Genomic DNA, 13247 nt, shown 5'->3' on the forward strand with positions numbered 1-13247 from the left:
AACCCAAGCATGAATATCCTGTTCGAGGGCGACACCGGCCAGGCCCTGTGCGAGCGTTGCCAGGCGTTGGTCGCCATGCATTACACCCGGCGCGACGTGCCTTTCAGTGATGGCCTGGGCGTGGCGCGGGACATCCTGGTGGGCGTGTGCGATGGCTGCGATACGGTGGTGGCCATCCCGCCGCAGTCCACTCCGGCTATCCGCGAGGCGCGCAAGCAGCAGCTCAAGTCCATCGAGGCGCGGCTGCCGGCGGTATATCTCGATGTGCTCGACGCGGCGATGCAAGCGGTCAGCAGCGAGGCGGGGGCACACCTGCGCAAGCTGTTCCTCGCCCATTATTTCCATTGGCTGGTGCAGGCCCGCCAGGGGGCGGGTCTGCAGCCCGGCCACGAGGCCTTCGTCCAGGCACTCGACGCGCAGCGGCATCAGCGGGGGTTGCCGGCGTCCGGAGCCACGCGGCGGCTGTCGATGAAGGTCAACGCGCACATGGCCGAGGATTTCCTGACGCTGCTGGGGCAAACCCGGATGAGTCAGACCGAGCTGCTCAAGGCGGTGATCGCAAGGATCCAGATGGATGTGCTCGAGGCGCGTGATCCGCAGGTGATCGAGACGCTGCAGCGGCTGACGCGTGTGGCGGGGTAGGTTGGGGCGGGCGCACCGTGTGAACATTGCTCCTCACATGTGATGCTTGTGCAGCTCATGATCCAGGCGTAACGTGCATCACATGTGAGACAAGGACACCCCCTTCGATGGCAGGCAAGAAAAGCTCCACCGACTACATGCGTGACATGCGCGCCCGGCTCAAGGCCGCAGGCCTGGTCAAGCGTGAGCTGTGGATCCTGCCCGAGCACGCCGCCGCCCTGCGCGGTATCGAGAAGGCTTTACGTCAGCCCCACGCGGGCAAACAGGTCAGAACGGAGGATTTCATGACCGAGCACACCCACTGGACGATCGAAACGCTGCACGGCGCCCTGCAAGGCCTGGACGAGGTGCGCGGCGGGTCGATCGGCCTGTCCCTGCAACAGGGCGCCGAGCCCAGCCTCAAGCTGGTGATGAACGAACTGGACGGCCTGCCGCTGTACATCGCCGTGGCCGGTGAGCAGATCCTGGTCGACACGCTGCTGGTGCAAGCCTGCCAGGTGAAAGACCGCGCTGCATTCAACGATGCGGTGCTGCGCACCCGCGATGTGTTCCCGCTGTCGTCCATCGGCCTGCACACGCTGCCCTCGGGCGAGTCGGTATACACCATGTTCGGCGCCCTGAGCGCGGCTTCGTCGCTGGACAACATCGTCCAGGAGATCCACACCCTGGCCGACAACGTCATCACCGCCGCCGAAGATTTCGAAGACTACTTCACCCACTGATTCCGGAGATTGCACCATGAGTTTGTTGAGAAAGATCGTCACCGCCCTGCGTGGCGGCGCTTCGGAAGTCGGTGAGGCGATCGTCGACTCCCAGGCCCTGCGCATCCTCGACCAGGAGATTCGCGACGCGGACAACAACCTGATCGATGCGCGCAACCAGCTGGTCAAGATCATGGCCAAGCACAAGACCGCGCAGCAGCGCATCACCGAGTTCGACAAGACCATCGGCGACTGGGAACAAAAGGCCATTGCCGCGCTGGACAAGGGCGAGGAGGGCCTGGCCCACGAATGCGCGGCGCGCATCGCCGACCTGACCAACCAGCGTGACAGCGAGCAGGCGCTGGCGGACCAGTTCGGTGCGTCGGTGACGACCCTGACCGCCACCGTGAGCAAAACCGAGGCGCAGATCAAGGGCCTCAAGCAGCAGGTAGACCTGGTCAAGGCCCGCGAGAGCGTGCAGCGTGCCCAGGTCAGTGCGGCCTCGGCCACCGGCGGCGCCAATGGCAGCCTGGAAACGGCGGTCGGCTCGCTGGACCGCATCAAGAAGCGCCAGACCGAGCGTGCCGCCGAGCTGGAAGCGGCGGCGGAGCTGGCGGCCAAGGCCGATGGCAGCGATCTGGAAGCACGCCTGAAGTCGGCCGGGATCGGCGCCAGCAACAGTGGTGCCGACGATGTGCTGGCACGCTTGAAGGCCAAGGCGGCCAAGCCGGCGGAGTGATTAGTTGAGCGGGCCGGCCTATCGTGGGCCCGTGGGAGCGGGCTTGCCCTGCGATGGAGCTGGCCCGGCTGGCGCAAAACCCTGCTGCAGACCCGTTGGCGGGGCACACGAAAAGCAGTATCGTGTCGCCCCCGCCAAAGGACTGCCGCGACCCAAGGGATTTTCAATGTCGCCTTCTTCCAACAGGCCCAGCCTGTTCGCTACAGCTCCAGTACTGGCTCCTGTTCCGTCACCCTCTCACCCAGGAGATGCCCCGTGGGTTGGTTGAAACGCTTCATGGGCTTCGAAGCCCCCAAACCTGCCGCCGGCAGCCAGGCCCAAGGCAACCTGCCATTCGGCCTGGGCAGCGGGCGCATGCTCAAGCTCGATCGCTCGCTCAAGCTGCTGCTCGACGGGCATTCCGAGCTGGAGGTCCCCGAGCAGGAGGTGGTCTGGGCGGTCGGTGAAGTCGACCTCGGCCAGTCGGTGCGCCTGGCGCGCTTCTATATGGAAGACGAGGACTACTGGCTGCAGGTGGTGATGAATGGCGCGTCGGCTGACGATGTCCGTGACATCATCCTGTTCGGCTACTACAGCGTGGTGCCGGTCACCAGCGACGCGGAGCTCAAGCGCCTGGTCGGGCCCGAGTCGAACATCGGCCTGCCGTACTACGAGCACGAAGGCTACGAGTTCGTTCGCCAGTGGGGCAGCGAAGAGGGGCAGACCGAGCTCACGCCGATCAGCGAGTGGGTCACCAGCCCCGAGACCAGCTACCGCATCCAGCACCTGTCGATGCTGTATGCCCGCGAAACCGGCCTGACCGATCGCCGCGAATTCCTCCTGCTGTCGGTGGAGGAAGACGAGGACGGCAATGTCAGCCTGACCACTTCGGTGGGTGTCACCCTGCAATCAACGGACTTCAACGTCATCTGACAAGGATTCACCATGCTCGACGCACTTCGCATGTCGCTCAACGCCCAGGCAGTGATCGGCTTCATTCTCTACATCAGCGTGGCGCTGGTGCTGTTCTGGCTGTTCCAGTTCATCTACACGCACCTCACCCCGCACCGCGAATTCGCCCTGATCCGCGACAACAACAGCGCCGCGGCCATCGCCCTGGGTGGTGCGCTGATCGGCTTCTCGCTGCCGGCCAGCAACATCATCGCCTACAGCGTCAGCCTGCTCGACTTCGTGGTCTGGGTGGTGATCGCCGCCGTGGTGCAACTGCTGGCCTTCGGTATCACCAGCCTGGTGCTCAAGGGCCTGGCCAGCCGCATCGCCAAGGGCGAGATGGCCGCCGCGATCTACGCCGCCGCCGTGGCGATCAGCGTGGGCTTCCTCAATTCGGCCTGCATGACCCCGTCGGTCTGAGCCGTTTGCGCGCAAGGAGCCATACATGAGACGCAGTTCCGTCAAGCTGGTGCTGGCCAGTTCCCTGCCACTGGCGCTCACCGCGTGCAGCGCGCCGGAGGAGACCTACACGGTCAGCAAGCGCAGCAATTACTCCACCGTCCAGGCCTGTGTCGATGACAAGATACCGGTGGACGTGTGTTCCGATGCCTACATGCAGGCATTGGCCGACCATCGCCGCATCGCCCCGACCTATGGCGACAAGGCCGCCTGCGAGGCCGACTTCGTGCCGGACTACTGCCAGGTCACCAGCGACAACCGCTACATGCCACGCCTCGGCGGTTTCGAGCTGGCGGTATCGGGCGAGGTCAGCCAGTCACAGGTCGATGCGGCCCGCGCCCAGGTCGAGAACAGCGGCCAGGCCAGCAGCGGCGGCAGCAATTTCAACGGCCTGCTGACCGGCCTGCTGCTTGGCCAGGTGCTCAGTGGCGGCAATCGCCAGTACTACTCGCAGCCGGTCTACCAGTACCGAGACAGCAGCGGTGGCTACCGCAACACCACGCTCGGCCAGCAGATCGATCAGGGTAAGCGTTTCGAGCGCTCCGACCAGGCCCAGCAGAGCGGTGGCAGCTACTCCAGCTATTACTCTGGCAGCTCCAGCGGCCGCAGCTACAAGGCCAGCACTTCGACCCGCTCCAGCGTGTCCTCGTCGATCTCCCGTGGCGGCTTCGGCAGCCAGGCCACTGCGCGCAGCGGCTGGGGCGGCAAGAGCAGCGGCGGCTTCAGTTTCGGCGGTTGAGCATGCGCAAGATCCACTGCGACGAACGCCCAGACTGGCGCGCCACCGCCGAGCGAGAGGGCTTCGCCTTCCACACCATCGATGGCGAACGCTACTGGGATGAGCGCGGTTACTACCAGTTCAGTGAGGCCCAGGTCAGCCGTGACCTGGAAGCGCCGACCCAGGAGCTGCATGCGATGTGCCTGGACGCAGTGGCGCGCATCGTCGACAGCGAAGCGCTGATGACCCGCCTGGCGATTGCGCCGGCGTTCTTCGACCTGGTGCGTCGTTCGTGGAAGGAGGGGCATGCGCACCTCTACGGGCGTTTCGACTTCAGCTACGACGGCACAGGCCCGGCCAAGCTGATCGAGGCCAACTACGACACGCCGACCTCCCTGTACGAAGCAGCGGCGTTTCAGCTGATCTGGCTTGAGCAGCAGATCGAACGCGGCGTGCTGCCGGCCCATGCCAGCCAGTTCAACACCCTGGCTGAAGACCTGGTGCGGGCTTTTGCCGCCTTCGAGCGTGAAAGCCCGTTCTACTTCTCGGCCATCGGCGGGTCCATCGAGGACCGTGGCACCACGGATTTCCTGCGCAAGATGGCCGGGCACGTGGGTATCAGTACCCGGCATATCGACATCGAGGATATCGGCCTGGATGGTGACGGGCGCTTCGTCGATCTCGAGGGGCGACCGATCCCGCGGTTGTTCAAGCTGCACGCGTGGGAGCACATCTTCCACGAGGAGTTCGGCCGGGCGATCGCCGGTTGCAATACCCAGTTCGTCGAGCCGGCGTGGAAGTCGCTTATCTCCAACAAGGGCATCCTGCCGTTGTTGTGGGAATGGCATGAGGGCCACCCGAACCTGTTGCCGGCCTTCCTCGACGAAGACCCACGGCGGCCGGTGCCCAAGGGCTGGGTGCGTAAGCCGTATTTCTCCCGCGAGGGGGCCAATGTGGACATTCGCACCACCGATGACCAGCGGGTATTCGAGGACGGCCCCTACGATGATGCGCCGTATATCCTGCAAGGTTTCGCGCCTTTGCCGAAGTTCGGTGACAGCTACACCCTGATCGGTTCGTGGGTGGTCGGTGATCTGGCCTCGGGGATCGGCATTCGTGAAGACGACACCCTGATCACCAAGGACAGCTCGCGGTTCGTGCCGCATGTGGTCGTGGACTGAGTGTCAGGGCCGCCTATGCGGGGGCCCCTCCAATGGTCGGTTTCAGGACGCGCCGGGTCGCCCGCGCACAACCTCTTCGCGCAATAGCTGCCATGCTCTGAGGATGCCCGTGGACCGAGCGCAGCAAGACGCCCGGCCACAGGCAAGGAGGGTGCCCGGCTGCCGCTACCGTGACGCAGCCGGCGCACCGCAGCTGAACACCGCCGGACACTGGCCCGCGATCAGGGCCGGGCCGGGTTGCCGAGGTCCGCTGTATGCCTGATGAGTTGAACCACCTGCCACTGATCCAGCGTGTCCTGGCCCGTGAAAAGGACACCCCCGGCGCCTTGTTGCCGATCCTCCACGCCATCCAGGCCGGCGCCGGCTACATCCCCGACATCGCCGTCGGCGAGATCGCCCATGCCCTTAACCTCAGCCAGGCCGAGGTGCGCGGGGTGCTCAGCTTCTACCACGATTTCCGTACCACGCCGCCGGCTCGCCATACCCTGCGCCTGTGCCGCGCCGAGTCCTGCCAGAGCCGTGGCGCCGAGGCACTGGCCGCGCAATTGCGCGAGCAGCTCGGGATGGATGATCACGGCCGCAGCGAAGACGGGGCGCTCGACCTGCGCCCGGTGTACTGCCTGGGTGCCTGTGCCTGCTCGCCGGCGTTGGAACTCGACGGCCAGCTCCACGCCCGCGTCACCCCGGAACGCCTGCGGGCACTGGTGGCGAGCTGCCGAGAGGAGGTCAAGGCATGTTGAGCCTGTGCATCTCCTGTGATTCGCTGGCCCGGGCAGCGGGCGCCGATCAGGTGGCCGAGGCACTGACCCACGAGGCCGCGCAGCGCAACCTGCCGCTACGCATCAAGCGCACCAGCTCCCGTGGCCTGTATTGGCTGGAGCCGCTGGTGGAGCTGGACACCGCGCAAGGCCGGCTGGGCTTCGGGCCGGTCGCGCTCGAGGATATCCCCGGTTTGCTCGATGCCCTGGCGGGCGACCACGCCGGCCATGCGCTGGCGCTGGGGCCGGTCGAGGACATTCCCTACCTGAAAACCCAGCAGCGCCTGTTGTTCGCCCGAGCCGGCATCACCCGGCCACTGTCGCTGGATGACTACCACGCCAACGGTGGGTTCGAGGGGCTGCGCCAGGCCACGTTGCTGGACGGCGACGAAGTGGTCGCGGCGGTGCTCGATTCGGGCCTGCGTGGCCGAGGTGGCGCGGCCTTCCCGGCGGGCATCAAGTGGCGCACCGTGCGCCAGGCGTCGGCCGCGCAGAAGTACGTGGTGTGCAACGCCGACGAGGGCGACTCTGGTACCTTCGCCGACCGTATGTTGATGGAGGGCGACCCGTTCCTGCTGATCGAGGGCATGATCATCGCCGGCCTCGCTGTGGGAGCGAGCAAGGGCTACATCTATGTGCGCTCGGAGTACCCCGATGCCGTGCGTGTGCTCAACGAGGCGATCCTGCTGGCTCGCGAGGCCGGTTACCTGGATGTCGCCGGCAGCGGCGTGGCCTTCGACCTGGAGGTGCGGGTCGGCGCGGGTGCCTATATCTGTGGCGAGGAAACCGCGTTGCTCGAGTCCCTGGAGGGCAAGCGTGGCATCGTTCGGGCCAAGCCGCCGCTGCCGGCGCTGGAGGGCCTGTTCGGCCAACCGACGCTGGTGCACAACGTGCTCACCCTGGCCTCGGTACCGATCATCCTGGCCAAGGGCGCGGCCTATTACCGCGACTTCGGCATGGGCCGCTCGCTCGGCACCTTGCCGTTCCAGCTGGCCGGCAATATCCGCCAGGGTGGGTTGGTGGAGCGCGCTTTCGGCCTGACCTTGCGGGAGCTGGTGGAAGGCTACGGTGGCGGAACCGCCAGTGGCCGGCCGATCAAGGCGGCGCAGGTCGGCGGCCCGCTGGGTGCCTGGGTGCCGCCTGGACAGTTCGACACGCCGCTGGACTACGAGGCCTTCGCCGCCATTGGCGCGATGCTCGGCCACGGCGGTGTGGTGTTGGCCGACGATACCCTGAACATGGCCGGCATGGCTCGCTTCGCCCTGCAGTTCTGCGCCGAAGAATCCTGCGGCAAGTGCACGCCGTGCCGGATCGGTTCGACCCGCGGCATGGAAGTGGTCGATCGGCTGATTGCCAGCACCGACCCGGCCTACCGCGAAAGCCAGGCGGGGTTGCTGCGCGACCTGTGCGACACGATGCAGTACGGCTCGCTGTGCGCCATGGGCGGGATGACCCCGTATCCGGTGGTCAGCGCCCTCAAGCACTTCCCCGCCGATTTCGGCCTGGAGGCCGCGCAATGATCAATTACTTCGACCCCAGCAGCGACCTCGACCTGGGTACCCCGCAACGCATCAGCGAGGTGCAGGTCAGCCTGGTCATCGACGGCCGTGCGATCAGCGTGCCCGCCGGTACCTCGGTGATGCGCGCCGCGGCCATGCTCGGCACCAGCATCCCCAAACTGTGCGCCACCGACAGCCTCGAGGCCTTCGGCTCGTGCCGCATGTGCATGGTCGAGATCGACGGCATGCGCGGCTACCCGGCGTCCTGCACCACGCCTGTGGGCGAGGGCATGGTGGTGCGCACGCAGACGCCACGCCTGGCCGACCTGCGCCGCAACGTGATGGAACTGTATATCTCCGACCATCCGCTGGATTGCCTGACCTGTTCGGCCAACGGCAACTGCGAACTGCAGACCGTCGCCGGCCAGGTCGGCTTGCGCGAGGTACGTTATGGCTACGACGGCGCCAATCACCTGGGCGAAGGCAAGGATGTGTCCAACCCGTACTTCGACTACGAGCCGAGCAAGTGCATTGTCTGCAGCCGCTGCGTGCGGGCCTGCGAAGACATCCAGGGCACCTTCGCCCTGACCATCACCGGGCGCGGTTTCGACTCGCGGGTGGCGGCGGCCGGCGGTGACGATTTCCTCAGCTCCGAATGCGTGTCCTGCGGCGCCTGCGTGCAGGCCTGCCCGACGGCGACCCTGAGCGAAAAAAGCCTGATCCAGCTCGGCCAGCCCGAGCGCGCGGTAATCACCACCTGTGCCTATTGCGGCGTGGGCTGCTCGTTCCGCGCCGAGATGAAGGGCGACCAGCTGGTGCGCATGGTCCCGGACAAGAATGGCGGCGCCAACCACGGCCATGCCTGCGTCAAGGGCCGCTTCGCCTGGGGCTATGCCACGCACCCGGACCGCATCACCAAGCCAATGATTCGCAAACGCCTGGAAGACCCGTGGCAAGAGGTCAGCTGGGATGAGGCAGTCACCTATGCCGCCAGCGAGTTGCGGCGCATCCAGCTCAAGTACGGGCGAGATTCGATCGGTGGGATCACCTCCAGCCGCTGCACCAACGAAGAGGCGTACCTGGTGCAGAAACTGGTGCGCACGGCCTTCGGCAACAACAACGTCGACACCTGCGCGCGGGTCTGCCATTCGCCCACCGGCTACGGCCTCAAGCAGACTTTGGGCGAGTCCGCCGGCACCCAGAGCTTCGACTCGGTGATGCTGGCCGATGTGGTGCTGGTGATCGGCGCCAACCCCACCGACGCCCACCCGGTGTTCGGCTCGCAGCTCAAGCGCCGCCTGCGCCAGGGTGCGCGATTGATCGTCATCGACCCGCGGCGTATCGACCTGGTCGACTCGCCGCATGCCCGTGCCGAATTGCACCTGCAACTGCGTCCAGGCACCAACGTGGCCATGCTCAACGCCTTGGCCCATGTGATCGTCACCGAGGGCCTGCTCGACCAGCGCTTCATCGATGCCCGCTGCGAGACCGAGGATTTCGCACGCTGGCGCGATTTCGTCGCCCAACCCGACAACGCCCCTGAAGTGCTTGGCCCGGTGTGTGGCGTGCCCGCCGAGCAGATTCGCGCCGCCGCCCGGCTGTACGCCACCGGCGGCAATGCGGCGATCTACTATGGCCTGGGCGTGACCGAGCATAGCCAGGGCAGCACCGCGGTAATGGGCATCGCCAACCTGGCCATGGCCACCGGCAACATCGGCCGCGAAGGAGTGGGGGTGAACCCGCTGCGCGGGCAGAACAACGTGCAGGGCTCGTGCGACATGGGTTCGTTCCCCCACGAGTTGCCCGGCTACCGGCATATCTCCAACGAAAGCGTGCGCGCCGAGTTCGAGCAGGCCTGGGGCGTGACCCTGCAACCTGACCCGGGGTTGCGCATTCCGAACATGTTCGAGGCTGCGCTGGACGGCAGCTTCAAGGCGTTGTACTGCCAGGGTGAAGACATCGCCCAGAGCGACCCCAACACCCAGCACGTCACTGCCGCGCTGTTGGCGATGGAATGCGTGGTGGTACAGGACATCTTCCTCAACGAGACGGCCAAGTTCGCCCATGTGTTCCTGCCGGGCAGCTCGTTCCTTGAAAAGGATGGCACCTTCACCAATGCCGAGCGGCGCATTTCGCGGGTGCGCAAGGTGATGGAACCGCTGGCTGGCAAGGCCGACTGGCAGGCGACCTTGGCCCTGGCCGACGCCCTGGGCTATCACATGGAGTACCAGCATCCGTCGCAGATCATGGACGAGATCGCCCGCCTGACCCCAACCTTCCGCCGGGTCAGCTATGCCGAGCTCGACCGCCACGGCAGCCTGCAGTGGCCCTGCAACGACGCCGCCCCCGATGGTACGCCGACCATGCACATCGAGCAGTTCGTGCGCGGCAAGGGCCGCTTCATGCTCACCGGCTATGTGCCCACCGATGAGAAGGTCAACAGTCGCTATCCGCTGTTGCTGACCACCGGGCGCATCCTCAGCCAGTACAACGTCGGCGCGCAGACCCGGCGCACCAGCAACGTCGCCTGGCACGACGAAGACCGCTTGGAGATCCACCCCAGCGACGCCGAGAGCCGTGGCATCGCCGACGGCGACTGGGTGGGCGTGGGCAGCCGCGCCGGCCAGAGCGTGCTGCGTGCCAGGGTCAGCAGCCGGGTGGCCCCGGGGGTGGTGTATACAACGTTCCACTTCCCCGAGTCGGGGGCCAACGTGATCACCACCGACAACTCCGACTGGGCCACCAACTGCCCGGAATACAAAGTCACCGCAGTAGAGGTGGTGAAGGTGTTCCAGCCGTCGGAATGGCAGAAGCGCTACCAGAGCTTCAGTGACGAGCAGCGGCGCTTGCTCAAGGAGCGGCGTCAGGCAGAAAAGGCGGAGGTGCGTCGATGAGCAGCGACAACCTGGTGAAGATGGCCAACCAGATCGGCCATTACTTCGACAGTGAGCCGGATCATGCCAAGGCGGTGCAGGGGGTGAGGCAGCATCTGCAGAGCTTCTGGACGCCGGCCATGCGCCGGCAGTTGCTGGAGTGGATCGAGGCCCATGCAGGCGAGGGGCTCGACCCCAAGGTGCGGGAGGCTTTGGCGTAGCTCGCCTGCTGCTGCAGGATGGCTTGAGGCTGATGCGGTCGTTGTCGGAGCCGGCTTGTCGGCGATGCGCCGCGTCAGCGGTGCCCTGTGGCCACCGGCGGGCGCTCACTTTGATCCAATCTCCAGCAATAGATCTGCTCCGGATCCCCTTCGTCGAGGTTTTCGACTACACCGCTTGCGACGAAGCCCTGGCGCTCCAGCAAGCGGCGCATCGGCGCATTGGAGCGATTGGTCGAGGTGAACAGCTTCTGCCCACGGCAATCGGCTTGTATGCAGGCCAGCAGCGCAGCTCCCAGCCCAGCGCGCCGATGGTTTTCGCCAACCATCAGCATCTCGATGAACGCACAGCCGAAGAAGTGCCGGTGCATCACCGCATAGGCGGCCACCTTGCCTTGTATCTCTGCCACCAGGCAACGGTACTGCCCGAGCCAGTCGGCGATCTGCTCGGCACGCTGCGGGTCTTGGCGGGTAACGGTGTCAATGGCGATCAGTGCCGGCAGGTCCTGTAGTCCAGCAAGGCGAATATGCATGGTGGGGCTCTGCGATGAAGGTGCCGCGATTATCCGCGCCCGGACACGTCCTGCACAGATGTCGGCGCAGCGCATGGCCTGGATGAAATGTCCGTCATGTTCGCAGGGTTAACGAGTAGCCGGTGCTACGCTCGCAAAAACACCCTGACGGAAGCCCTCCATGGACATGAACTGGCACCAGGCCTTGCAAGCAAGCCTGAGCTGGCTGGCGATCGCCTCGTTGGTCACCCTTGTCTGTTTCACCGCCACTGCGTTGCTGGCGGTACGCCATACCCGCTGGGGCGCGCAGTTCTGGCAACTGGCCGGGCCCTACTTCAGTTTGCGTCGTAGTTGGCGGCCCTTGCTGGCCTTCGCCCTGCTGCTGGTGCTGACGTTGTTCGCGGTGCGGCTGAACGTGCTGTTCTCGTTCTGGTACAACGGTTTCTACAGTGCCTTGCAGGCCCTGGACCAGACGGCGTTCTGGTACATGCTCGGGGTGTTCGCGGTGCTGGCGACCATCCATGTACTGCGTTCGCTGTTTACCTTCTATGTGACCCAGGCCTTCAACATTCGCTGGCGGGTTTGGCTCACCGAGCGCCTGACCGCCGACTGGATGCACGGCGATGCCTACTACCGCGGGCAATTCCTCGCAGAGCCCGTGGACAACCCCGACCAGCGTATTGAACTGGATGTGAACAACTTCGTCACAGGCTCGGTTGCGCTGGCACTGGGGGCGGTTAGTGCGGTGGTGTCGTTGGTGGCATTCACCGGCATTCTGTGGGGCCTGTCGGCGCCACTGGCAGTGGCTGGCATCGAAATTCCCCGGGCGATGGTGTTTGCCGTTTACATCTATGTGCTGATCGCTACCTGGATCGCCTTTCGCCTCGGCCAGCCGCTGATCCGCCTGAATTTTCTCAACGAAAAACTCACCGCCAACTTCCGCTATGCACTTATGCGCCTGCGCGAGAACGCCGAGAACATCGCCTTCTACCAGGGCGCGCAGGTGGAGCGCGGCACCTTGCTCGGGCGTTTCTTCGCCTTGATCGGCAATGCCTGGGCTCTGGTATTCCGGAACCTCAAGTTCAGCGGTTTCAACCTGGGCGTCAGCCAGGTGGCGGTGGTGTTCCCGTTCATCCTCCAGGCGCCGCGCTTTTTCAGTGGCGCGATCAAGCTCGGCGACGTGATGCAGACCGCCCAGGCCTTTGGCCAGGTGCAGGATTCATTGTCGTTCTTCCGAGAGTCCTACGACACCTTCGCCCAGTATCGTGCCACCCTCGACCGCCTTACCGGGTTTCTCGAGGCCAACCAGCAGGCCAGCGATTTGCCACGCGTGGCCACGGTGGACCAAGCGCTCGCGCTGGGCATTCATGGTTTGCAGGTGCGCCGGCCCGACGGCCACGCGCTGATCGCCGATCTCGACCTGAACCTGCACAGCGGCCAGGCGCTGCTGATCAAGGGACCTTCGGGCAGCGGCAAGACCACCTTGCTGCGCGCCCTGGCGGGCCTGTGGCCCTATGCCGACGGTGAGGTCAGGCGCCCTCTGGGGACACAGGCGTTATTCCTCTCGCAACGTCCGTACCTGCCGTTGGGGGACCTGCGCACCGCCATCGCCTATCCGGCGCCGGGCGAGTCTGGGGATGATGCGCGCATGCAACAGGCCTTGCGCCAGGTGAATCTTGCTCACCTGGCTGAGCGACTGGACGAGCCGCGTGACTGGTCGCGCATCTTGTCGCTGGGCGAACAGCAGCGCCTGGCTTTCTCCCGGGTGCTGTTCAACCGGCCGCAGGTGGTGTTCCTCGACGAGTCCACCTCGGCGATGGACGAAGGGCTGGAGCATGCGTTGTATTCGCTGCTGCGTGAGGTGTTGCCGGCGACGCTGCTGGTCAGCGTCGGGCACCGCAGCACCCTGGCGGGGTTCCATTCCCATTGTCTTGAGGTGGACGGGCAGGGGGGCTGGTTGCTGGTGGAGCAACAGCCGGCCGTGCCGGCCTAGCGGGCGCGGTCTCATCGCCGCCAA

Annotated in this window: 13 protein-coding genes; 12 read left to right on the forward strand and 1 reads right to left on the reverse strand. The window is 65.5% G+C overall.

The features are described from left to right. Positions 1-9 precede the first annotated feature (9 nt). The 11 genes from OH705_RS10200 (at position 10) to OH705_RS10250 (ending at position 10721) form a co-directional block, all read left to right on the forward strand. On the forward strand, positions 10-642 hold the full coding sequence (locus tag OH705_RS10200) for a hypothetical protein (protein WP_094010521.1): 633 nt from the start codon (positions 10-12) through the stop codon (positions 640-642). Positions 643-749: 107 nt separating this feature from the next. Further along, on the forward strand, positions 750-1364 hold the full coding sequence (locus OH705_RS10205; RefSeq protein WP_023631917.1) for a YjfI family protein: 615 nt from the start codon (positions 750-752) through the stop codon (positions 1362-1364). A 16-nt stretch (positions 1365-1380) separates the two neighbouring features. Beyond that, positions 1381-2082, forward strand: coding sequence for a PspA/IM30 family protein (locus OH705_RS10210; RefSeq protein ID WP_038705765.1), 702 nt, complete (start codon positions 1381-1383; stop codon positions 2080-2082). A 255-nt stretch (positions 2083-2337) separates the two neighbouring features. After that, positions 2338-2994, forward strand: a complete 657-nt coding sequence (locus tag OH705_RS10215; RefSeq protein ID WP_046856318.1) for a DUF2491 family protein — start codon at positions 2338-2340, stop codon at positions 2992-2994. A 12-nt stretch (positions 2995-3006) separates the two neighbouring features. After that, complete coding sequence (locus OH705_RS10220) at positions 3007-3432, forward strand: DUF350 domain-containing protein (RefSeq protein WP_023631082.1); 426 nt, start codon at positions 3007-3009, stop codon at positions 3430-3432. A 25-nt stretch (positions 3433-3457) separates the two neighbouring features. Next, positions 3458-4210: a DUF1190 domain-containing protein gene (locus OH705_RS10225; RefSeq protein WP_023631081.1), complete on the forward strand. Its 753-nt coding sequence runs from the start codon at positions 3458-3460 to the stop codon at positions 4208-4210. 2 nt (positions 4211-4212) lie between these two features. Beyond that, positions 4213-5370, forward strand: a complete 1158-nt coding sequence (locus tag OH705_RS10230) for a glutathionylspermidine synthase family protein (RefSeq protein WP_023631080.1) — start codon at positions 4213-4215, stop codon at positions 5368-5370. A gap of 254 nt (positions 5371-5624) precedes the next feature. After that, complete coding sequence (locus OH705_RS10235; protein WP_038705766.1) at positions 5625-6110, forward strand: formate dehydrogenase subunit gamma; 486 nt, start codon at positions 5625-5627, stop codon at positions 6108-6110. Continuing rightward, complete coding sequence (locus OH705_RS10240; RefSeq protein ID WP_267302107.1) at positions 6104-7648, forward strand: formate dehydrogenase beta subunit; 1545 nt, start codon at positions 6104-6106, stop codon at positions 7646-7648. The genes OH705_RS10235 and OH705_RS10240 overlap by 7 nt, the downstream gene beginning before the upstream one ends. Continuing rightward, on the forward strand, positions 7645-10521 hold the full coding sequence (gene fdhF, locus OH705_RS10245) for a formate dehydrogenase subunit alpha (RefSeq protein ID WP_267302108.1): 2877 nt from the start codon (positions 7645-7647) through the stop codon (positions 10519-10521). Before OH705_RS10240 ends, fdhF begins: the two co-directional genes overlap by 4 nt. Further along, complete coding sequence (locus OH705_RS10250) at positions 10518-10721, forward strand: formate dehydrogenase subunit delta (RefSeq protein WP_023632932.1); 204 nt, start codon at positions 10518-10520, stop codon at positions 10719-10721. The genes fdhF and OH705_RS10250 overlap by 4 nt, the downstream gene beginning before the upstream one ends. A gap of 74 nt (positions 10722-10795) precedes the next feature. On the opposite strand, the gene OH705_RS10255 is transcribed toward OH705_RS10250, so the two are convergent. Next, the gene (locus OH705_RS10255) at positions 10796-11251 is read right to left on the reverse strand and encodes a GNAT family N-acetyltransferase (RefSeq protein WP_160290850.1); all 456 of its coding nucleotides are present in this window, start codon (positions 11249-11251) and stop codon (positions 10796-10798) included. A 160-nt stretch (positions 11252-11411) separates the two neighbouring features. On the opposite strand from OH705_RS10255, the gene OH705_RS10260 reads away from it, so the two are divergent. Then, positions 11412-13223, forward strand: a complete 1812-nt coding sequence (locus OH705_RS10260) for an ABC transporter ATP-binding protein/permease (RefSeq protein ID WP_104444187.1) — start codon at positions 11412-11414, stop codon at positions 13221-13223. Positions 13224-13247 lie beyond the last annotated feature (24 nt).

This window comes from Pseudomonas sp. BJa3 (assembly GCF_026343815.1).
Lineage (GTDB): Bacteria > Pseudomonadota > Gammaproteobacteria > Pseudomonadales > Pseudomonadaceae > Aquipseudomonas > Aquipseudomonas soli.